The 21,151-nt window shown below is 73.0% G+C and carries 22 protein-coding genes; 9 read left to right on the top strand and 13 right to left on the bottom strand.

What is annotated here, in order from left to right:
• Position 1: 1 nt before the first annotated feature.
• Positions 2–712, bottom strand: coding sequence for an MBL fold metallo-hydrolase (locus QSK21_RS22075; protein WP_285698545.1), 711 nt, complete (start codon positions 710–712; stop codon positions 2–4).
• Between the two features lie 93 nt (positions 713–805).
• Complete coding sequence (locus tag QSK21_RS22080) at positions 806–1,453, bottom strand: DUF6758 family protein (protein WP_285698546.1); 648 nt, start codon at positions 1,451–1,453, stop codon at positions 806–808.
• Between the two features lie 82 nt (positions 1,454–1,535).
• On the opposite strand from QSK21_RS22080, the gene QSK21_RS22085 reads away from it, so the two are divergent.
• The 3 genes from QSK21_RS22085 (at position 1,536) to QSK21_RS22095 (ending at position 4,504) form a co-directional block, all read left to right on the top strand.
• Positions 1,536–1,961 carry an NUDIX hydrolase gene (locus tag QSK21_RS22085; protein ID WP_285698547.1) on the top strand — a complete coding sequence of 142 codons (426 nt, stop codon included), beginning with the start codon at positions 1,536–1,538 and terminating at the stop codon, positions 1,959–1,961.
• A 145-nt stretch (positions 1,962–2,106) separates the two neighbouring features.
• Complete coding sequence (locus QSK21_RS22090; protein ID WP_285698548.1) at positions 2,107–2,637, top strand: hypothetical protein; 531 nt, start codon at positions 2,107–2,109, stop codon at positions 2,635–2,637.
• A gap of 220 nt (positions 2,638–2,857) precedes the next feature.
• A complete protein-coding gene (locus QSK21_RS22095) occupies positions 2,858–4,504 on the top strand; it encodes a serine/threonine-protein kinase (RefSeq protein WP_285698549.1) in 1,647 nt (548 codons plus the stop codon).
• Here QSK21_RS22095 and QSK21_RS22100 read toward each other — a convergent pair.
• Entirely contained in the window at positions 4,479–5,630 is a 1,152-nt protein-coding gene (locus tag QSK21_RS22100; protein ID WP_285698551.1) for a CPBP family glutamic-type intramembrane protease, read from the bottom strand. The genes QSK21_RS22095 and QSK21_RS22100 overlap by 26 nt on opposite strands.
• Before the next feature lie 64 nt (positions 5,631–5,694).
• Positions 5,695–6,636, bottom strand: coding sequence for an HpcH/HpaI aldolase/citrate lyase family protein (locus QSK21_RS22105; protein ID WP_285698553.1), 942 nt, complete (start codon positions 6,634–6,636; stop codon positions 5,695–5,697).
• Positions 6,637–6,679: 43 nt separating this feature from the next.
• On the opposite strand from QSK21_RS22105, the gene QSK21_RS22110 reads away from it, so the two are divergent.
• A complete protein-coding gene (locus QSK21_RS22110; RefSeq protein WP_285698554.1) occupies positions 6,680–7,192 on the top strand; it encodes a hypothetical protein in 513 nt (170 codons plus the stop codon).
• Here the strand turns inward: QSK21_RS22110 and QSK21_RS22115 are convergent, their stop codons facing one another.
• Together QSK21_RS22115 and QSK21_RS22120 are read right to left on the bottom strand one after the other, a co-directional pair.
• A complete protein-coding gene (locus QSK21_RS22115; protein WP_285698555.1) occupies positions 7,193–8,095 on the bottom strand; it encodes an RNA polymerase sigma-70 factor in 903 nt (300 codons plus the stop codon).
• Positions 8,096–8,097: 2 nt separating this feature from the next.
• Positions 8,098–8,670 (bottom strand): carboxymuconolactone decarboxylase family protein, encoded by a 573-nt coding sequence (locus QSK21_RS22120; RefSeq protein ID WP_285698556.1) that lies wholly within the window; start codon positions 8,668–8,670, stop codon positions 8,098–8,100.
• 460 nt (positions 8,671–9,130) lie between these two features.
• Between QSK21_RS22120 and QSK21_RS22125 the strand changes: the two genes are divergently transcribed.
• Entirely contained in the window at positions 9,131–10,474 is a 1,344-nt protein-coding gene (locus QSK21_RS22125) for a magnesium transporter MgtE N-terminal domain-containing protein (protein WP_285698558.1), read from the top strand.
• A 2-nt stretch (positions 10,475–10,476) separates the two neighbouring features.
• A complete protein-coding gene (locus QSK21_RS22130) occupies positions 10,477–10,977 on the top strand; it encodes a DUF1003 domain-containing protein (RefSeq protein WP_285698560.1) in 501 nt (166 codons plus the stop codon).
• A gap of 13 nt (positions 10,978–10,990) precedes the next feature.
• Here QSK21_RS22130 and QSK21_RS22135 read toward each other — a convergent pair whose 3' ends face one another.
• Positions 10,991–11,452 carry a MarR family winged helix-turn-helix transcriptional regulator gene (locus QSK21_RS22135; protein WP_285698562.1) on the bottom strand — a complete coding sequence of 154 codons (462 nt, stop codon included), beginning with the start codon at positions 11,450–11,452 and terminating at the stop codon, positions 10,991–10,993.
• 132 nt (positions 11,453–11,584) lie between these two features.
• On the opposite strand from QSK21_RS22135, the gene QSK21_RS22140 reads away from it, so the two are divergent.
• Positions 11,585–12,724 carry an Mrp/NBP35 family ATP-binding protein gene (locus QSK21_RS22140; RefSeq protein ID WP_285698563.1) on the top strand — a complete coding sequence of 380 codons (1,140 nt, stop codon included), beginning with the start codon at positions 11,585–11,587 and terminating at the stop codon, positions 12,722–12,724.
• Positions 12,725–12,776: 52 nt separating this feature from the next.
• Here the strand turns inward: QSK21_RS22140 and QSK21_RS22145 are convergent, their stop codons facing one another.
• The 5 genes from QSK21_RS22145 to sigE form a co-directional block, all read right to left on the bottom strand.
• On the bottom strand, positions 12,777–13,139 hold the full coding sequence (locus QSK21_RS22145) for a sec-independent translocase (protein ID WP_285698564.1): 363 nt from the start codon (positions 13,137–13,139) through the stop codon (positions 12,777–12,779).
• Between the two features lie 103 nt (positions 13,140–13,242).
• A complete protein-coding gene (locus tag QSK21_RS22150) occupies positions 13,243–15,156 on the bottom strand; it encodes a S1C family serine protease (protein ID WP_285698566.1) in 1,914 nt (637 codons plus the stop codon).
• Between the two features lie 226 nt (positions 15,157–15,382).
• Positions 15,383–16,588, bottom strand: a complete 1,206-nt coding sequence (locus QSK21_RS22155) for a sigma-E factor regulatory protein RseB domain-containing protein (RefSeq protein ID WP_285698567.1) — start codon at positions 16,586–16,588, stop codon at positions 15,383–15,385.
• Positions 16,585–17,286 (bottom strand): zf-HC2 domain-containing protein, encoded by a 702-nt coding sequence (locus tag QSK21_RS22160; protein ID WP_285698568.1) that lies wholly within the window; start codon positions 17,284–17,286, stop codon positions 16,585–16,587. The genes QSK21_RS22155 and QSK21_RS22160 overlap by 4 nt, the downstream gene beginning before the upstream one ends.
• A gap of 162 nt (positions 17,287–17,448) precedes the next feature.
• Positions 17,449–18,192 (bottom strand): RNA polymerase sigma factor SigE, encoded by a 744-nt coding sequence (gene sigE / locus QSK21_RS22165; protein ID WP_285698569.1) that lies wholly within the window; start codon positions 18,190–18,192, stop codon positions 17,449–17,451.
• A gap of 257 nt (positions 18,193–18,449) precedes the next feature.
• Between sigE and QSK21_RS22170 the strand changes: the two genes are divergently transcribed.
• Positions 18,450–19,052 (top strand): O-methyltransferase, encoded by a 603-nt coding sequence (locus tag QSK21_RS22170; protein WP_285698570.1) that lies wholly within the window; start codon positions 18,450–18,452, stop codon positions 19,050–19,052.
• Positions 19,053–19,062: 10 nt separating this feature from the next.
• The gene (locus QSK21_RS22175) at positions 19,063–19,659 is read left to right on the top strand and encodes a hypothetical protein (RefSeq protein WP_285698571.1); all 597 of its coding nucleotides are present in this window, start codon (positions 19,063–19,065) and stop codon (positions 19,657–19,659) included.
• On the opposite strand, the gene QSK21_RS22180 is transcribed toward QSK21_RS22175, so the two are convergent.
• The gene (locus tag QSK21_RS22180; RefSeq protein WP_285698572.1) at positions 19,656–21,131 is read right to left on the bottom strand and encodes a leucyl aminopeptidase; all 1,476 of its coding nucleotides are present in this window, start codon (positions 21,129–21,131) and stop codon (positions 19,656–19,658) included. The genes QSK21_RS22175 and QSK21_RS22180 overlap by 4 nt on opposite strands.
• Positions 21,132–21,151: the final 20 nt, after the last annotated feature.

The raw sequence follows: 21,151 nt of genomic DNA on the forward strand, positions 1-21,151 counted from the left end.
CTTAGTCGTCGTCGCCTTCTTGGGCCAGGGCGCCCCAGCTCTCCCAGCGGGCGTCCTCGTCACCGACCGTGGTCTCCTCCCCCTGGCCTGGGAGCACCCGCAGGTCCTTGGGCAGCGGGGTCAGCAGCGCGCCGATCGAGTTGAGCTGTTTGCGCAGGTCCTCGTACACCCCGCCGATCGAGCCCGGACGGCCGCGGTGCAGCGTGTCGCCGGAGAACAGGACGCCGAGCTGCTCGCTGATCAGGCAGACCGAGCCGGGGGTGTGACCGGGGGTGTGCACGATCTCCAGCGCGGAGCCGGCGATCTCGAAGACGCCGCCGTCCTCCAGCCAGATGTCCGGTTCGAGGGAGCGCAGGGCCTTGGCGTCGTCCTCGTCCTCCTCGTTCTTGGCGAGGCGGCCGAAGTAGTCGCGCCACAGCAGCCGGTCGCCGCGGTGCAGCGCGATCGGCGCCCAGTTCTCCTCGTCCTCCTCGCCGGCGGCGGCCACCTCCAGCACCGCGTTGAGGTGGTGCTCGTTGCCGTCGGTCAGGATGACGGCCATGACCTCCCGCTCGCCGACCTCCTTGAGGATGGCCTCGGCGTCGTACGCCGGGTCGATCACGATGACCTCGTCGTCGTCACCGACGAGGTAGGTGTTGTTCTCGACGTCGTACTCGGTGTCGTCCAGGGTGACCGTCCCGGACGTCACCACCTGTTCGATGCGCGCGTCCACGCCCCGCACCCTATCGCGCGGTGCCCACTGCGGGGTGCCCACTGGATGGGTCCCTCCGGACGCGGTGACGGCGAGGGGCTCGCCGGGTACGCGTCAGGGGTTGAGGCGAGGGGTGAAGGCGCCGTAGGGAAGGTCCAGTTCCATGCCGGGCTCGCGCAGGTCGAGCAAGTGCGGCTGTTCGAGGATGAGGACTCCCGCCTCGGCCGGCCACAGGACCACCCACAGCCAGTTGCCCATGGCCTCACCCGCGTACACGGCCCGGTCGGGTTTCGCGGGCACCGCCCACACGGGGACGGAGTGGCCCCCGCTGCCGGTGGGCCCCTGCACGTCCAGCTTGCCGTGGGGAGGGCTGCTGTCGAAACCGACTCCTGGGTCGGGCCCGTCCAGGCCCGCGTAGTACGCGCCCAGGCCGATGCCCGGTTCCTCCGCTATCAACAGCATGTCGGCGGGGCCGCTCAGAAGGCCCGGACCGGTCAGGGCGACCGTGCAGGCGCGGGCGCCGCTGCGTTCGTCGCCGACCGAGCAGAACCCGGTGACGAGCCAGCCGTGCGGCAGCGGCCAGGGCACCCATACCGGGACGCGGGCCTCGGCCAGCACGGCGGCGAGACCTACCGCGCTGGGGCGTTTCGGGGGCTGCCTCGGCAGCACCGCCCCGTGCGCGTCGCAGCTCCAGTCACTGGACCAGAGGCTGGGCGCGTGCAACCGCCCGCCGCAGCGGGGGCAGGTGGGCTCCGCCCTCATGGCTACCAACAGTGCGGTGTGGCCGCTATCACGTCAAGTTGGCGCAGCTCAACAGGAGGGAAAAGGGGAACAAAATACAGTCGTGAACGATGACGGCGAAAAGGCCGCCCGTCGCGCGGGGGTCACCGTGCGCTGCGTGGGCGGCATCGCGGTGGACGGGGACGGCCGGATGCTGATGATCAGGCGCGGGCGGGCGCCGTCGGCCGGGCTGTGGTCGGTGCCCGGCGGCCGGGTCGAGCCCGGCGAGAGCGATGAGGCCGCCGTCGTCCGTGAGCTGCGGGAGGAGACCGGCCTTGAGGTGTCCGTGGGACGGCTGGTCGGCACGGTGGAACGCCCCGGCCCGGGAGTGGTCTACGAGATCCACGACTTCGAGGTGACCGTGGAGGGCGGCACGCTGCGGGCGGGCGACGACGCGGCGGAGGCCCGCTGGGTCACGCCCTCGGAGCTGCGCGTTCTCCCGACGGCGCCGGGGCTGCTGGACGCCTTCACCGCCTGGGGCCTCATCTGACAGCTCCCCCGCGCACCGGCGGCTCCAGGATGCTGCACGGGCGGACGGGCGCCGGGGGTTCAACCGGAACACCAACTGTCACCTGCCCGATGGAGGTTGGTTCATCGCCCTTGCCCGTTTCTCCACCGGCTGGTGGAGTTGAAAGATGCGCAAGACGGGGTCGCTCCTGGTGCTGCTGGCCGGAGTGCTGGCCCTCACCACCCTGGGCACCGTCGTCCTGGTCCGGACGGTGTCGTCCGAACCCGCGGCCACCGAGCGCACCGCCGCGCGGAACCCCTCTCCCCCGCCGCCCCCGTCCCCGTCCATCCCCCCGACGGTGACCGCCACCTACGCCTCCCGCGTCAAGGACTCCCGCGCCGTCGTGGCGATGACCGTCCGCGGCACCAACGCGATCGCCTACGTCTGCGACGGGCGGCGGCTGGAGGCGTGGCTGCGCGGCAGGATCTATCCCGAGGGGCTGGTCCGGTTGCAGGGCCCGAAGGGCATCCTCACCGGATCGGTCCAGGGCACGAACGTGATCGGCGCGGCCAGCCTCGACGAGGACAGCCTGTTCGCCTTCAAGGCCGCCGCCGTCCAGGCCCCGTCCGGCCTGTACCGCGCGACCTCGACGGTGCGCGGCGCGCGCCTGGTCGGAGGCTGGATCGTGCTGCCAGCGGCGACCAGGTCGGTGTCGTGAACCTCGCGCGGACACCCCGCCCCGCGCCGCCGCTCGACCCCGCCGCCGGAGCCGTCACGGTCGACGGCGTGCGGATCCCGGTCGCCCCCGCCGACCCCGCCCGTCCCTAGCCGTCCTCCGGGACGACGGAGACACCACGAACATCGCGGAACCAGAACGGAGCCGGACGCTGACCAAGCTGAGCGGGACGGGCGCCCGCCGGGTCGGGCCGTACGAGGTGGTGCGGCGGCTCGGCGCGGGCGGCATGGGCGTGGTGTACCTCGCCGTGGCGCCGGACGGAGGCCGCGTCGCGGTGAAGGTGATGCACCCCGCGTGGGTCGCCGAACCGGGCTTCCCCCACCGTTTCGAGCGGGAGGTGGAGGCGATCAGGCGCGTCGCGCCCTTCTGCACCGCCCCCGTCGTGGACCACGCCGTCACCGAGGACGTGGCCTACATCGTCACCGAGTACGTGGAGGGGCGCACCCTCTGGGACACGGTGAAGGAGGACGGGCCGTTGTCCGGGGCGCGGCTGGAGTCGGTCGCGGTCGGGACGGCCGTGGCGCTGAACGCGATCCACCGGGCCGGGGTCGTCCACCGGGATCTCAAGCCGGGCAACGTGATCCTGTCCCCCGAGGGCCTGCGGGTGATCGACTTCGGGATCGCCAAGCTCGCCGGGGCGGGACCGATCACCGGGAACGTGGCCATGGGGACGCCTCCGTTCATGGCCCCGGAGCAGGCCGCGGGCGACGAGGTGACCCCCGCGGCCGACGTGTTCTCCTGGGGCGCGGTGGTGACCTTCGCCGGCACCGGCGAACCCCCGTTCGGGCAGGCGTCCCCGGACGTGATGTTCTACCGGCTGATGCACGAGGAGCCGCGGCTCGGCGGCCTCCCCGGCCGGCTCCGCACGCTGGTGGCCGGTGCCCTGGAGAAGCGGCCCGAGCGCCGCCCCGGGGCCCGCGAGCTGATCGACGAGCTGGCGGGGCGTCCCCTCGGGGAGTCCGCCAAGGCGGTCCTGCGGAGCGGCTGGAGCGCGCTGGGCCCGGTGCCCCCGACGGAGCGGGACCTGCCAGCAGAGGAGCCCGAGGAGCCCGAGGAGCGGCCCTCAGGCGGCGAACCGCCCGAACCGCCGGGGACGGAGCCTCCGCCGTCCACCGACGGCCCTGAGGCGCCGGACCGCCGCCTGGCGGGCCGCCCCACGGCGCTCCGGCTCGGGCGACGCCCGCTGGCCGCGCTGGCCGCCGGTGCCGTGGCCGTCGCGGGCTTCGCGCTCTACCAGGTGTACGGGACGGGAGGCACCGCCACGACGGGCACGTCCTTCGAGGAGTCGTTCGACACCGAGGGCGACTGGCCCCGCGCCGTGACCGCGGCCGGCACGGCGCGCTACTACAAGGGCGGCTACCTGCTCCAGCCGCTGCCCGACCAGGGGATGGCGGCGACCGCGCCGGTGAGGGCGGACCGGATGACCTCCGTCCGGCTGTCCACGACGGCCCGGATGCAGGTGGGCGCCGGCGAGTACGGGATCTGGTGCGCGGGCACGCCCGTCACCGACGCGCAGAGCCGGTACTCCTTCTCGGTCACGACGGACGGGCGCGCCGGGATCACCAAGGAGGGCAGGGACGGCGCCAGATGGGTGCTGGTCCCGTTCCGCCCCGCCCCGGGCGCCGCCGTCCCGTCCGGGGAGAACCGGATCGAGGCCGAATGCCGGTTCACCGGCGACGGCACCGCGCTGCGGATGCTCGTCAACGGACGGGAGGTCGCCGCGTTCCGCGACCGCCGCGCCGCCTACGGGCCGGGCGCGGTGGGAGTCGCCGCCATCTCCCGTCCCGGACCGGGCGGCGGCGCGACCGCGCGGTACGAGTCGTTCAGTGTCCGGAGGCCGCCGGAATAGGCTCCGGCTCGGCCTCGGCCGGGCCGGGGACGGTCGTCTCGATCCCCAGCCTCCGCACCAGCCAGAGCACCCCCAGCGCGTACAGGATCATCGGGACCACGTCGGCCAGCACGTACTGCCACGGCACCGCGCCTTGCACGATGTCGAGCCGGCCCACCGCCGCCGGCGCCAGGAACGCCAGGAAGTTGTTGAACACGTGCAGCGCGATCGACGCCTCAAGGCCGCCGCTGCGCACCGTGATCCAGCCCGCGATCACGCCGAACGCGAAGATGTCGAGGATCCCCCAGCCGGTGTAGCCGTGGCCGGAGGTGAACAGCGCCCCGCCGACCACGATCCCCGGCCAGGGCGTGCGGAACACGACGCTGAGCGCCCGCCCGACGCGTCCCCGGGCGGTCTCCAGGGTGCACGCGCCGACCGCCTGAAGCAGCCAGCCGCGGAACACGTACTCCTCGGCGGACGCCTGGAACGGCACCAGCAGGACGATCACGGCCGCCGCCGCCAGGAACCGGCCCCAGCCCACCCACCGCTCGTTCGCCTCGGCAGGATCGTCCACGGCCAGGTCCGCCAGCCACATCGTCCCGTACGACACGGCGCAGAACGCGATCGCCAGGCCCGCGCAGACCAGCAGCCAGCGCCAGCGCAGCCGCCCCACGACCGAGGAGACGGTGCCGGGACGCCGCCGCTGCACCAGCCAGGGCACCAGCAGGGCGAACGGCAGGAAGACGGCCAGCGTGGCGAGGTTGAGGCCCAGGTCGGCCAGGTCGTTGCCCAGGATCGAGTCGCCGGTCCCGTCCAGGTTCGGCTGCTCGCCGGTGATCAGGCTGGAGACGATCAGCGCCACGATGCCCAGGACGATCACCATGGCGAAGCCGCCGAACAGGATGGTGAACGTCCCCACCAGCGGCCGCCACCAGCGGTGCGCCGCCGTGCGCGCCATCCGGTGGTACGGGGACCCGGCCGGGGTCGGCACCGTCCATGGAACCTTCGCGAAGGGTGGTTGCAGCCCGTACTGGTGCGGATAGGGCGCCGGGTAGGCACCGGCCGGGAGAGGCTCGGCCTGCTCGGGTCCCCGGTTCACCGCGCCCGGATCGGGCGGGGCCCAGTCCCTGTCCGCCGGATCCGACACGCCAGACCTCCCTGCCAGGCGAAACGCTGGTCCTCACACAAAGCGTACGGGCCGGCGCGCGCCGTCAGGTCGACGGGGGCTCGAACACCGAGGTCCGCTTGAGGCCCGCCGCCCGTCCCTTGGCGGCGACGACCAGAGCCATCTTCCGGGACGCCTCGTCGATCATCTCGTCGCCGAGCCTGGCCGCGCCGCGTCCCTCCACCGTGGTGCTGTGATCATAGGCGTCCAGGATCAGCTCCGCCCGGTCGTAATCCTCCTGTGAGGGTGAGAACACCGCGTTGCCCGCCTCGATCTGGGACGGGTGCAGCACCCACTTCCCGTCGAAACCCAGCGCCGCCGACCGCCGCGCCACCCGCGTGAACGCCTCCACGTCCCGCACGTTGAAGTACGGTCCGTCGATCGCCTGCAGATCGTGCGCCCTGGCCGCCATGAGGATCCGCATCAGGATGTAGTGGTAGGCGTCGCCCTCGGTGTAGCCGGGCGGCTGCTCCCCCACCACCAGCGTCCCCATGTTGATCGACGCCATGAGGTCGCCGGGCCCCAGCACCAGGGACTCCAGCCGCGGCGACGACGCCGCGATCGCGTCGACCGCGACCATGCCGCGGGCGTCCTCGATCTGCGCCTCGATCCCGATCCGGCCGACCTCGTACCCCATGGCGCGCTCGATCTGGGTCAGCAGCCGGTCGAGCCACCGCACGTGGGACGGGTCGCTCACCTTCGGCAGCATCACGCAGTCGAGGTCGGCGCCCGCGCCCTCCACCACCTCGATCACGTCCCGGTACGCCCAGTGCGTCTCCAGGTCGTTGACCCGCACCACCCGGACCTTACCGGTCCAGTCGCCCTCCTTCAGCGCGGCCACCACGTTCGCCCGCGCCTTCTCCTTCGCCCCGGGCGCCACCGCGTCCTCCAGGTCGAGCATGACCTCGTCGGCGGGAAGCCCCTGGGCCTTCTCGATGAAGCGGGGGTTGCTCCCGGGAACCGCCAGGGTGGTACGTCGCGATCGCATGCAGCGGATGCTATCCAGCGGGCTCATGTGACACTCTGCCGGTATGAGCGAATGGTCGGCGCTGGTGGAGGAGGCGGCCAAGAAGTCGGGGCTGGTGTGGCTGGAGCTGCCCGGCCTGCCGCAGCCGCGCGCCGCCTGGCATCTGTGGCACGACGGTTCCCTGTACGTCCTGACCGGCGGCGAGGGCGAGCAGCCCCTGCCGGGCCTCCCCGAGGCGCGGACCGTGCCGGTGACCCTCCCCAGCAAGGACAAGCGCGGCCGCCTCATCACCTTCGTCGCCGCGGTCGAGCAGGTCCAGGCCGGCACGGAACTCTGGGACGAGGTGGCGCCGCTGCTCGCCAAGGAACGCCTCAACGCCGCCACGCACGAAGGGCAGGTGGAACACTGGGCGGAGGAGTCGTACATCGTCCGCCTCACACCGACCGGCGAGGTGACGCAGGAGCCGGGCCGGGACGCGGGCGACTACGCGACCGTGCGCCCCGTACCGAGCCCGGCCACCACACGTGGCCGGGCCCCGCGCATGTTCGGCGGCAAACGCCGCAAGGCGGACCGCTGACTACATCGGCAGCTCGCTGTTCGCCGTGATGGCGCGCAGCTTGTCGGGATTGGCGACGACGTGGACGGCCGCCACCTTCCCCCGCTCGTCGACGTCCACGGTGATCGTGCAGATCGGCCGCTCGGGCCCGTCCACCACGATGCCCGGCACGCCGTTGATGTCGGCGCTCCGGATCCGCATGTCCTCGGGTTGCACCCCCGCGTACGGCCGGCCGGTGACCCCCGCCACCCAGCGCGCCACCTTGTCCGCGCCATGGATGATCCGCCGCGCCGCCTTGATCTTGCCGCCGCCGTCCGTCCACAGCGCGACGTCGGGGGCGAGCACCTCCATCAGCTTGTTGAGGTCGCCGCCCAGCGCCGCGTCCACGAACCGGTCGATCACCGTTTGCCGCTCCCGCCGGTCGATGGAGAACCGGGGGCGCCGTGCCTCCACATGCTTGCGGGCCCGCGTACCGATCTGCCGCACGGCGGTCTCCGAACGGTCCAGCGCCTGCGCGATCTCCGCGTACGGGAACCCGAACACGTCCTTGAGCAGGAACACGGCCCGCTCCAAGGGGCTGAGCGTCTCCAGCACCACCAGCATCGCCATCGACACCGACTCGGCCAGCTCGGCCTCCTCCGCCACATCCGGCGAGGTCAGTATGGGCTCGGGCAGCCAGGGCCCGACATACGTCTCCCGCTGCACCTGGGCCGACCGAAGCCGGTCCAGCGCCAGGTTGGTCGTGATCCGCACCAGGTAGGCCCGGGGATCCTCCACATCGGACCTGTCCGCGGCCGACCAGCGCAGCCAGGCGTCCTGAACGGCGTCCTCGGCGTCCGCGGCGGTCCCCAGCATCCGGTACGCCACCGCGAACAACAGGTCGCGGTACTCCTGGAAGCTTTCCTCCAGCGAAGCGACCCCCACGTTCACACCTTTCCGCGCTTCACTCCGACCGGCACCGCCTCACAGCGGTCCTTGAACCCCTGGCCTGTCAGACCCGCCGCCGCGTTGAACCGCGACCGCAGGTTCTCCAGGGCCACCATCATCGTCAGCTCCACCAGCTGCCGTTCGTCCAGGTACCGGCGAAGGCCCTCGGTCAGCTCGTCCGTGACGACCGGAGGGTCCGCCGTCATCGCCTCCGCGTACTCCAGGACGAGGCGCTCGTCCTCGTCGAACAGGTCGCTCTCGCGCCACCGCGGAACGGCCTCCAGCTTCTCCAACGGGATCCCGTGCGTCACCGACTCCCACGTCCCGAAGTCCACGCACCAGGAACAACCGATCTTGACCGCCGACGCCATGACGGCCAGGTCCTTGAGCCGATGCGGCACCGCGTCCCAGCGCGCCACGGACATCTCCAGCATCCCGTACCCGGTCACCACCCCCAGGTGATGCCCCATCGCCCGCGCGGGATCCAGCTCGGCCCCGAACTTACGGCGCGAGAACCAGGAGAACAGCCGGTAACGCAGTGTCCGCGGCGGGTCAAGAGAGATGCGGCTCACGACAAACTCCTCCACTCACGCAGGTGTCGCCATGCACGACGCCCCCCAGCCCCAAAACGTGACAAGGCACCCAAAAATGTGAGCCACCCGACACCAACGGTCGCCCAGCGTTGCGCACCGAAGCCAGGGGCGAGCGCCAGCAAGACCCTGATCGCGCAGCGAGCCCCCAAGGCGAATCGAAGCGATGCAGCGATCCCACACAGCCGCGACAAGCGACGAGCGCAGCTCGCACCTGCAAATAAACACAGCCGCAACTACCTCAGCCCGCAACCCCAGCCCCGAACGGCGGCCAGGCGTTGCGATCGCGACCGGAGGCAGATTCGAGCGCCAGCGAGAATCTGATCGCGTAGCGAGCCCCCAGGCGAGTCGGAGCGATGCAGCGATCGCCGCAGGCGCGACAAGCGACGAGCCCCCAGGCGAGGAGCGCAGCTCGCGGCTGCCATAAGAATAAGCTCAGCATATGACCGGTGTTCCGGGGCGGGTTTTCATTGCGAGGCTGGCCGGGGTGGCCGTGTTCGATCCGGCGGGCGACCAGGTCGGGCGGGTTCGCGATGTGGTGGTGGCGTTGCGTCTGGGGGCGCGCCCGCCGCGGGTGCTGGGGCTGGTGGTGGAGGTGGCGCCGCGCCGGCCGGTGTTCTTGCCGATCACCCGGGTGACGGTGGTGGAGGCGGACGCGATCGTGTTCGACGGCCGGCTCAATGTGCGGAGGTTCCAGAAGCGCGAGGCGGAGACCCTGGTGATCGCCGAGATGCTGGACCGGACGGTGCGGCTGGTGGAGGGCGATGAGCCGGTCGTGGTGGTGGACGTGGCCATGGAGCCGACGAGGACGAGGGATTGGCTGCTGTCGAAGGTGGCGGTGAGCCGTGCCGTCCGGGGTGGGCGGTTGCGGCGGCGTGGCGAGACGTTCGTGGTGGATTGGGATGCGGTGCACGGGTTCTCGGCGGTGGAGTACGGCCAGGGCGCGGCGGGGTTGATCGCGGCGTTCGAGCGGATGAAACCGGCCGATCTTGCGGGGGTCGTGCATGAGCTGCCGGAGAAGCGGCGGGACGAGGTCGCGCGGGCGCTGGACGACGAGCGGCTGGCGGATGTGCTGGAGGAGCTGCCGCAGGACGACCAGGTCGAGATCTTGGGGCGGCTGGAGGTGGAGCGTGCCGCCGACGTGCTGGAGGCGATGGATCCGGATGACGCGGCCGACCTGCTGGGCGAGTTGCCGACCGAGCAGCGGGAGCGGCTGCTGACGCTGATGGAGCCGCAGGACGCGGCGCCGGTGCGGCGGTTGCTGACCTATCCGGATTACAGCGCGGGCGGTCTGATGACCACGGATCCGGTGGTGGTGCCGCCGGACGCCACGGTGGCGGAGGCGTTGGCGCGGATCCGCAATCCCGATCTGAACCCGGCCTTGGCGGCGCAGGTGTACGTGTGCCGTCCGCCCACGGCGACGCCCACGGGCCGTTACCTGGGCACGGTGCATTTCCAGCGGTTGCTGCGGGAGGCGCCGCCGACGCTGGTGAGCGGGATCGTGGACACGGAGCTGGATCCGTTGCGCCCGGCGGTGTCGCTGGAGGCGGTGGCCACGTACCTGGCCACGTACAACCTGGTGGCGGGCGCGGTGGTGGACGAGAACGGGCATCTGCTCGGCAGTGTCACGATCGATGACGTGCTCGACCACATGCTGCCCGTGGACTGGCGGGAGAACGCCATGGAAGCGGCCGCCGAGGGTACGGGGGATCCGGAGGAGGAGGCCCTTCGTGGCGGCCCGGCCGCCGGGGGTGAGCGGGACACGACCGACCGACAGGGGAGGTGACCATGACGACGCCACGCCTGGATCAGCCGCGTGAGCTGCGCCGTAGCCTGTTGCCCCGCCCGCATTACGATCCCGAGTCGTTCGGCCGGCTGTCCGAGCGCTTCGCCAGGTTCCTCGGGACGGCCCGGTTCCTGGTGTACATGACGGTCTTCGTCACGGTCTGGATCGGCTGGAACCTGCTGGCGCCGTCCTTCCTGCGCTGGGACCCGTACCCGTTCATCTTCCTGACGCTGGCGCTGTCGTTGCAGGCGTCGTACGCGGCGCCGCTGATCCTGCTGGCGCAGAACCGGCAGGACGACCGGGACCGGGTGCAGTACGAGCAGGACCGGGCCCGTGACGAGCGCGCCATCGCCGACACCGAGTACCTGACCCGCGAGATCGCGGGGCTGCGGCTGGCGTTGAGCGAGGTGGCCACCCGCGACTTCCTGCGTTCCGAGCTTCAGGCACTGATCAGGGAACTGGACGGGGAGCGCAAGGAGACCTCGGGCGCGCCGCTGCGCTGAACCGGGGCAAGGGTCAGCCGGGAGAGGCGGGGTCGCCGAGTTTGCCGAGGATCCGGGCGAACGCCTCCCGTTCCTCCTCGTCCAGCCGTCCCAGGACGTGCCGGCGGATGCCCTCCCGGTAGGTGGGGGTGGCCTCGTCCAGCCGCCTCCTGCCCTCGGGGGTGAGCACCGCGTAGAACCCGCGCGCGTCGCTGTCGCAGGCCGCGCGCTGCACCAGCCCTCCCCGCTGCATGCGGTCGATCAGCCGGGTCAGCCCGCTGCGCGACAGCAGCACCCGGTCGGCCAGGTCGTTCATCCGCAGCTTGCCGCCCGGGGTCTCGCCCAGGCGCACCAGGACGTCGAACGCGCCGAGCGCGAGCGCGTGGCGGGTCGTCATGTCCGCTTGGAGCCGGCGGGAGATCTGCACCTGGGCGCGCAGCATGTCCCGCCAGAGGGTGGATTCCTCGGCGTTGATGGAGGTGGACGACGTTGTCACGGGGGCGATCGTACGGCGCGCGGCGCCGGGGTGCGAGGGGAACGGCGTCTCGCGGAGAGTATCGGCCGTGTCGCATCAGGTAACGGGGTGCCGGGTTCGCGGGCATCGCCCGGGTGTCCATACCATGGGGGCATGGCCTCCCAGTTGACGACCGAGCAGGTGACCGAGGCGCTCGCCACGGTGAACGATCCCGAGATCCGTAAGCCCATCACCGAGCTCGACATGGTCAAGAGCGTCGACATCGCGCCCGGCGGCGCGGTGCGCGTCGGCGTCTATCTGACCGTGGCCGGGTGTCCGATGAAGGACACGCTGACCCGCAGCGTCACCGAGGCCGTCTCGCGGCTCGACGGCGTGTCCTCCGTCGCGGTCGAGCTGGACGTGATGAGCGAGGAGCAGCGCAAGGCGCTGCAGACCAAGCTGCGCGGGGGCGAGCCCGCCAAGGAGATTCCGTTCGCCAAGCCCGGCTCGCTGACCAGGGTGTACGCGGTGGCCAGCGGCAAGGGCGGCGTCGGCAAGTCGTCGGTCACGGTCAACCTGGCCGCCGCGCTGGCGGCGCAGGGCCGCAAGGTGGGCGTGGTGGACGCCGACATCTACGGCCATTCGGTGCCGCGGATGCTGGGCGTCCGGGAGGCGCCGACCAAGGTGCAGGACATGATCATGCCGCCGTCGGCGCACGACGTGAAGGTGATCTCGGTCGGGATGTTCACCGCCGGGAACCAGCCGGTGGTGTGGCGCGGCCCGATGCTGCACCGCGCGCTGCAGCAGTTCCTCGCCGACGTCTACTGGGGCGACCTGGACATCCTGCTGATGGACCTGCCGCCGGGCACCGGCGACATCGCGATCTCGGTGGCGCAGCTCCTGCCGTCCGCGGAGATCCTGGTGGTGACCACGCCGCAGCAGGCGGCCGCCGAGGTGGCCGAGCGGGCGGGCGCGATCTCGGCGCAGACCCACCAGCAGGTGATCGGCGTGATCGAGAACATGTCGTACCTGACCTGCGCGCACTGCGGCGAGCGGCAGGACGTCTTCGGCACGGGGGGCGGCCGGACGGTGGCGGACGCGCTGGCCAGGACGCTCGGCACCCGCGTCCCGCTGCTGGGGCAGGTCCCGATCGACCCGCGGCTGCGCGAGGGCGGCGACACCGGCACTCCGCTGGTCCTGTCGGATCCGGACGCCGAGGCCGCCAAGGAGCTCCGCACGATCGCCGACACCCTGGGCACCCGGTCGCGTGGGCTGGCCGGAATGTCCCTCGGCATCTCCCCGAAGCGGCGCTGACCGCGAGCCGCTCTGAGCCGGCGCCGCCGGGCCGGGTGGTTGGACGGCGCCGTTAGGTCGCCTCGTTGTCGAACGGGGGGCGCTCGCCGTATTCGAGGCCGCCCGGCATCGTGGTGTAGGACGGTTCGTCGTCGAAGACGCCGCTGCCGTTGGCGGTGGTGGGCCGCAGGTCGTCGTCGTGGTCTTCGAGCAGGTGCTTGCGGACGAACGTCTTCGGGTTGAGGTCGGCGACGTCGAAGTCCTTGAACTCGGGTCCCAGGCCCTCTTGCAGTTCGGCCTTGGCGTTGTTGGCCATCTGGCGTACCTGGCGCAGTGCCCGGCCCGCCTGGGCGGCCGCCTGGGGCAGCTTGTCCCCGAAGATGACCAGGGCGAGCACGACGAGCACCACCATCTCGCCGAGTCCGACGTCGAACAACCCGACCTCCACACGCGCCAAGGGGCCGGACCGTCGCGGTCCGGCCCCTTAAGGGTATCCACCTTCGGTCAACGCCCTGTATCGGGCAATCGACTCTTAACGGTCATCCTGCCTCCAGCGTCACCGGAACGGTCGTCTCCCTCCCGTCGCGCTGGTAGGTGACCTGGATCCGGTCGCCGGGCGCCTTGCTCCTGATCAGCGCGACCAGGTCGGCGGGCCCGTCGATCGGGCGGCCGTCCACCTTGGTGATCACGTCGCCGGGACGCAGGCCGGCCTTGTCCGCCGGGCCGTTCGGGGTCACCGGCTCCTGGCCCTGCGGGGCCGAGCCGATGATCCGCGCGCCGCCCTCCTGGAACTGCGGGTCGGGGATCACGCCGATCCTGGCCTGCTTGACCGAGCCGGTGTTGATGATCGACTCGGCCACCCGCTTGGCCTGGTTGATCGGGATGGCGAAGCCCAGGCCGATGCTGCCGGACTGGCTCTCCCCGCCGAGCCCGCGGCCGCCCACGGTGAGGATGGCGGTGTTGATGCCGATCACCCGGCCCTTGCCGTCCACCAGCGGGCCGCCGGAGTTGCCGGGGTTGATGGCCGCGTCGGTCTGGATGGCGTTGAGGTAGGAGGAGATCTCCCCGTTCTCGCCGCCGGTGGGCACGGCCCGGTTCAGCGCGCTGACGATGCCGGTGGTCACCGAGCTGTCCAGCCCCAGCGGCGAGCCGATGGCGATCACCGGGTCGCCGACCGCGAGCTCGTCGGAGTTGCCGGGGGTCAGCGGGGGCAGCGAGTGCTGGCCCTGCGGCTTGAGCACGGCGATGTCGGAGCCGGCGTCGCGGCCGGTGAGCGTGGCGGGCAGCCGCTTCTTGTCGTTGAACACGACCTCGATCTCGCCGCCGGACGCCACCACGTGGTTGTTGGTGATGATGTAGCCGCCGTTGACGATGAAGCCGGTGCCGCCGACGCCGTTGCCGCCGCCCTGGGAGACCCGGATCGACACGACGCTGGGCAGGACCCGCTGCGCCACGCCGGCGACCGAGTCCGGCGGGCGGTTCTTGGGCTGGCCCGAGTTGTCGCCGCCGAGGCTGACCGAGGGCTGGTCGGCGGGCCGCCCGTCCCCGCTGGCCATGACCCCGATGCCGGCGCCGACGCCGCCGGCCACCAGCGCCACGATCAGCGCGACCACGGCCAGCACGCCCAGGCCGGGCATGCCGCGGGACGCGGACGGGAGCGGCGGCACCGGCGCCCAGTTCGGGGAGCCGGGCGGGCCGCCGTACCCGCCGGGCGGCATGGGACGGGGAGCGCCGGGAGGGCCGCCGGCGGGCATCCCGCCCTGGGGCGGCCCCGCCTGGGGTCCCGCCGGAGGCGGCTGGTGCGACTGCTGGGGCGGCCAGCCGTACGGGGTGCCGTGGCCGCCCGCACGCGGGTCCTGGCCGGGCTGCTGGTGGGCCGCCATCCTCGGGTCGTGCGGCTCGTACCCGTGCGGGACGAAGCCGGGGCGCATCCGGCCCTGCTCACCCTGAGGCGGGGGCACGGGCCCGTCCGGGACGACACCGTCGGGGACCACATCCTGCCGGACCCCCTCACCGGGCCCGGCGGGCGGCGCGGGGGGCGCGCCCGGCCCGGCAGGGGCGGAGGCACCCTGCACGCCGGCAGCCTGCACGCCGGCACCCTGGACGCCGGGCATGGGCCGGTCGACGGCCGTCGGCTGCGGCGGCGCGGGAATGTCGGTGTCGCGGGCGTAGGAGTCGGGCGGCGCGAACCCTGCGACCAGGCGGTCCGCCACTCCGGGACCCTTCTCAAGACCCGCCGCTCCGGACGGCTCGGGGTCGTCGTCCCGATCGTCCGGGGCGTCGTCGCGGTCGCTGCGGACCTCCCGGGCACCCCGGTCGTCCCGGTCGTCGCCGGCCCGGACCTCGGCGCCCGTCTCCGAGGGCTCGGCCGCGTCGTCACGGCCACCCCCGGGACCGGGCGGAAGGCCGTCCTTCTCAGACGCCCCGGCCGGCCCGCGGCTCTCTTCCGTCATCCCCAACTCCTACCGAGCATGGTCTACCCGTCATCGCGCTCATCGTGCCCGGCGGGGCGTGTGATGAGCATAAAACGCCCCAGGCCCCCGTTCCCGCGCGGTCCCGCAAGGGTATGGCGTACAAAGCAGGCATACGGTTCCATGACATCATTCCCCGCACGCCACCTCAATTCGCGCCCGCCACGCCGGGCCGCCCGAGGCCCCCGGCCGCGCCGCCGGACGGGACTCACCCCAACGGGTTGGCCCAGGACAGCAGCCTGCGGAACCCCCGTCCCAGCCGGGAGCGGAGGGCGTCCTCCTCCCGCGGCAGGGAGTTCACCACCAGATCGGCGGTGTCGGGCGGAGCGTCGGTCAAGACCGTGTAAACATAGCCGTCCTTGGCCCAGACCGCCCAGTGGTGCAGCGAATCACGGCGGAACACCGTCCGGTCCCGGTTGGTGGTACGGCGCCAGCCGGTCAGGCGGGACTCGTCCAGCGCGCCCCGCTGGACGAAGACCGACACGGCGGCCAGCCCGTCGGAGTAGCTGAGATGGACGATGTCGCTCTCGGTCCTGTCCCGGGTCCTGACGGCCGCCTGCTCGTGGGGGCCGGGCCTCTGGGCGGCGGCGGGACGGCGCGCGTCGTACAGCGTCAGCCGCCCCGGCAGGGCGCCGGCGACGGGCCAGCCCTGGTCGCGCAGGACGGCCAGTTCCCTCCCGTCCAGCCGGTCGGCCCAGGGGACGGCGGACGCCGCCGTGCTCGGCGACGCGGTCGCGGTGAGCGTCCGCGGCCCGTTCCGGCCCGCGTCGCCCGGCCGCGACACGCGCAGCTCGCTGAAACCGGTGGTGGACACGGCCTGGCCCCTGGCGTTCATCAGCTCGCGGTGCAGCATGAGCCCGGTCTCGTGGTCGATCCAGAACCTGCCCGCGGTGGTGCCGTCCACCCTGCGGGCCTCCACGACCCGCGCCCGGCGGCCGCAGACCGACGCCTCCGGTCCCCGGACGACCCGGTAGTTGCGGATCAGCAGGCCCAGGATCTCCGAGGTGAAGCCCACCGCGCCGTTCCAGACCGGCAGGCTGTCCGGCTGGTACGTCCGCGCCGTGCCCGCCTTGGGCTGCGACCGTGCCCCGCCCGCCGGGAAGGAGGGATCGTGGTCGTAGTAGGTGCCGTCGCCCGGGGTGTGCTCGACCTTGACCCGCTGGGTCGCCGGGATGGAGCCGCTCCACGTGGTGAGGAACTGCGTGCCCTGGTAGCGAACGCGGAGCGCCGCGCCCGCCGCCGTGTGCAGCAGCCGCACGGCCTCGGGGTCGTTGCGGGCGCGCTGCGCCTTGTGCAGGTCGCCGGCCAGCGCGACGGCGACGGCCACCGCGCCTGCCACGCCGCAGACGAGTACCGTCCGCAACCGCCCCCGCCGCCCGGAGGCGGCGCCGCCCTCGGAGGGCCCGGCGATCACGGCTCCGGGACGGGCGGGACGGAGGAACCGTGGTCGACCGGGTCGCCCATCGGCACGTCGCCCGAGGTCAGCGCGTGCTCCACGGCGAAGCGGTCGAAGGCGGGGCTCACCGTCGGCACCTCCCGCTGGCCACCGGCCGCGTACGAGGCGGCGCCGAGCCCGATCACCAGGGTCGCGGCGCCGACGGCCAGATAGCGGCGCCGCACGTGGCGGGGCATCGTCGCGGGCCCGCCGTAGAGCGGGACGCTGAGGCCGTGCCGGGCCAGGGCGTGGGCCGAGGTGACCCGGGACGCGCGAACGTGGGCCGCGGGCCGGTTGGCGCGCGTACGCGGGCGCCCATGAAGGGGTGACGCGACCGGGACGCGGGGCGGTGAGGCGTCCAGCGGCGGCACGTCGACCGGGGGAACGTCCAGTGGTGGAACGGAGGGAGCAGAGGGTCCGGAGGGGGTGGCAGGCCCGGAGGCCGTCTCGGCGAGGCCGCGGAGACGAGCCAGGAAGTCGGTGGAGGGAAGGTCGTCGGACCCGTCGCTCGCGGGAAGGTCGCCGAGCCCGCGCAGCCGCCGCTTGAGGCGGCGCAGCATGTCGGCCTCCGAGCGGCACCGCGCGCACCCCGCGAGATGGGCCAGCGCGCGATCGCGTTCGTCGTGACCCAGCTCACCGTCGACCAGAGCGGTGAGACGCTCCCCCAGACAACTCACGCGGTTCCGGCTCCCTCGTGTCGATCCGTCGTCGCTCGGATGCGGTTCAGCGGTTCAGCGGTTTCATCGGCGTCGTGCTCGCGGTCGTGCTCGCGTTCCGCGCCATGGTGCGGCGGCCTCCTCCGGGGAAGCGCCACGGGCACGCGGACCCGCGGCGTGCCGTTAGCCGCCGCCTGACGGGGACTCGCCCGGGCCGCCGTGGGCGGGAGCCGCGACCAGGTCGCCGCCCGTATCCTCCCCCATGACCAGGGTCGCCGCGACGGGTTCGGCGTCCTCGCCGACCTCGGTACGGCGGCGCGGCGCGCGGTGCTCCAGCGCCGCCCTCAACTGGGCGCGTCCCCGGTGAATACGACTTCGCACGGTTCCCAGTTTGACACCCAAGGTCGCCGAGATCTCCTCATACGACAGGCCCTCGATGTCGCACAGCACCACGGCCGCGCGGTATTCGGGGGCGAGGGCGTCCAGGGCTGCCTGGACGTCGGCGTCGAAGTTGCGGTCGTCGAACGCCTGCGCCGGCGTGGGCTCGCGGCCCTGCAGGCGCTCGGCGGCGTCGTCGCCGAGCCCCTCGAACCGGATGCGCTGGCGGCGCCGCGCCATGTCGAGGAACAGGTTGGTGGTGATCCGGTGCAACCAGCCCTCGAACGTGCCCGGCGTGTAGTTCGACAGCGAGCGGAACACCCGGACGAAGACCTCCTGCGTGAGGTCCTCGGCGTCGTGCTGGTTGCCGGTCAGCCGGTAGGCGAGCCGGTACACGCGCCCGGAGTGCTCGCGCACGACCTCGTCCCAGGACGGCGGTGCCCACTCCGCGTCCGGCGCGTTCTCCCGGGCCGCGGCGGCGCGGCCACGCCCGGCGATGGCGGGCAGACCGCCCACGGCGCCGGTCAATGTCATTGCTGCGACTCCCATGATGCCGGGTCGTTCCTCTCTGCTGGCCTGGACGGTCGCGCCTGGGCTGGGGCGTTGGTGAACCGAGACCGTGCAGTCGGTGATCTCGCCTTTCCGTACCGGGCCATAACAGGCCGGCAAGGGTGAAGCGGTCACCCCCTACAACGCGCTGAACCGACGATGCGTTCCCGTGCAGCGATATGGTCTTCCCAGCATGAGCCAGGCGGGGGTCCCGCGAGGAGGCAGCCATCGACGCCATAGAGGCCACGCTGGCCTACGTGGAGGAATTCCTCCCCGAAGACGAGGCGCTACTGAACGCGCGGCGGCGCGGGGAGGAGGTCGGCGCTGCGCCGGTCGGTCCCGCCGCGGGTGCGGCGCTGCGCTTCCTGGCCGCCCTGATCGGCGCCAGGACGGTCGTGGAGGTCGGCTCCGGCTGCGGTGTCTCCGGGATCTGGCTGCTGCGCGGCATGGCCAGGGACGCGGTGCTGACCAGCGTGGACGTCGAGCCCGAGCACCAGCGGCTGGCCAAGCTGGCCTACGCGGAGGCGGGCCTGGGCACCTCCCGCACCCGCATGATCACCGGCCGGGCGCTGGAGGTGCTGCCGCGGCTCACCGACGGCGCCTACGACATGGTGTTCTGCGACGCGCTGAAGACCGAGTACCCGGAGTATTTGACGGCGGCGCTGCGGCTGCTGCGGCCCGGCGGGGTGGTGGCGTTCGACAACGCGCTGTGGCACCACCGGGTCGCCGACCCCTCCAAGCACGATCCGGAGACCACCGCGATCCGTGAGGTGGGCACCATGATCAGGGACGATGAGCGGCTGGTGCCGCTGCTGCTCCCGGTCGGCGACGGCCTGCTGTGCGCCGTCAAGCGGTCCTGAGGCGGGCGCGATGGCCGCCGGGGCGCCGTTCACGGTACGGACCAGGCCCTCGTGGCAGGGGGTCTGGCAGCTGGTGGCCTTCCTGATCTTGGTGCTGGCCTCGGCCGGGTTCGTGGGCGGCGGCCTGATCCGGGGCACCGGGTCCCGCAGCCTGGTGGTGATCATCCTGGGCACGATGGGGCTGGCGCTGTTCGGGGCGGGGCTGCTGGGCGCGGTGGGACGGGTCCTGGGACGGCGGCCCGTCCTGGAGCTGACCGACGAGGGGGTGCGGCGCCCGGCCCGCTGGCCGCTGCCGCGCCGGGCCGACCGGCTGCTGCCCTGGTCGCGGGTGGAGGCGCTGGCGGCGCTGCGCCGCGGGGTGCCGGGCACCCGCCGCGGCGAGCAGGATTACCTGGTGTTCCTGCCGTCGGACGAGCTGGTCGAGCTGGCCCGTACGGCGGAGCGGCCGAGGCTGGTCGCGCTGACCCTCACCGACGTCCCCGCCACGGCGGAGGCGGCCTCCTGGTGCTTCCCCGTGGAGCCGTCGTGGGACGCGCCGCTGAAGGAGGTCGTGGTGCAGGTGCGCCGCCGCCGCGAGGTCCCGGTGATCGACCGCCGGAACCGCTAGGAGCCCGCCAGCCAGCGGAGCAGCAGACGGGCGCCGAAGCCGGTGGCGCCCTTGGTGATCTCGGCGTCGTCGGACGTGGCGCGTCCCGGGCCCGCGATGTCCAGATGCGCCCAGGCCCGGTCGCCGGCGAACTCGCGCAGGAAGAGCGCGGCGGTGATCGTGCCGGCGCCGAACCCGGGGCGCCCGGTGTTGGACACGTCGGCCACGTCGGAGTCGATCGCCGCGCGGTAGTCGGCCACCAGCGGCAGCCGCCACACCGGCTCGCCCGCCGCGGCGCCCGCCCCGGCCAGCGCGTCGGCCAGGCCGTTGTCGGTGGCGAACAGGGCGCCGTGCCGCAGGCCCAGGGCCACCTTGGCGGCCCCGGTCAGCGTGGCCAGGTCGATCACGACGTCGGGGTCGAGCTCGGCGTCGGCGTAGGCGAGCGCGTCGGCCAGGACGAGACGGCCCTCGGCGTCGGTGTTGAGCACCTCCGAGGTGATGCCGCCGAAGTGGGTGATCACGTCGCCGGGGCGCATGGCCGAGCCGGACGGCAGGTTCTCCGCGGCGGCCACCAGACCGGTCACCCGGTCGGCGACACCGAGATCGCGCAGGGCGCCCATCGCCGCGATGACGGCGGCGCCGCCCGCCATGTCGGTCTTCATGGTCTTCATGCCCTCGTTGGGCTTGAGGGACAGCCCGCCGCTGTCGAACGTGATGCCCTTGCCGACCAGCACCACATGGCGGCCCGAGCCCGTCCCCGGGTAGGCCAGCTCGATCAGCCGTGGCGGGCGGGACGACCCCGAGCCCACCGCGATCAGGCCGCCGAAGCCGCCCTCGGCCAGCTCCTTCTCGCCGAGCACCCCCACCCGCAGGCCGGACGCGGAGGCGACCTCCTCCGCGCGCTCGGCCAGCCAGGACGGGCTCTTCTCCGCCGAGGGGGTGTTGGCCAGGTCGCGGGCCAGGGCGGTGGCGCGGGCGAGCACGGTGCCGCGCTCCACGGCGGGCCCGGCCGCCTCCGGCCCCGCTTCGGCCAGGACGGCCAGGGTGCCGAGCGGCGCCTTCGATCCCGTGGAGGCTTCGGCCTGGGCGCCGATCCTGAACCGGTACGAGGCGAGCAGGGCGCCCTCGACAAAGGCCGACAGATCGCCTTCGGGGACGCCCGCCGCCAGCGCCGTGCGGCCCTTCCCGCGGCGGGCCAGCGCCGCCCCGGCCTTCCGCAGGTCCGACGGCGACGCCTCGCCCACCCCGTACAGCAGCAGCTCGCGCACCGTGTCACCCAGCCGCACGGGCGCCGCGACGATCTCACCCGGCTCGCCCTTGGCGCGGTAGAGCTCCAGCAGCTCCTCCAGCGCGAACGGAAGCAGCCTGGCCGCCTCCGCCGGAGGCGCCACCGGTCCCGAGCGGACGGGCACCGCGAGCGCCTCGGCCCCGAGCTCGACGGCCGCCTCGGAAACGGCGCCGCCGACGGCGCGAACCCGGGTCTCGATGGGCATGGTGGAGATCCCCCTGATCT

It is taken from the genome of Actinomadura sp. NBRC 104412 (genome assembly GCF_030269515.1).
Classification (GTDB): Bacteria; Actinomycetota; Actinomycetes; order Streptosporangiales; family Streptosporangiaceae; genus Spirillospora.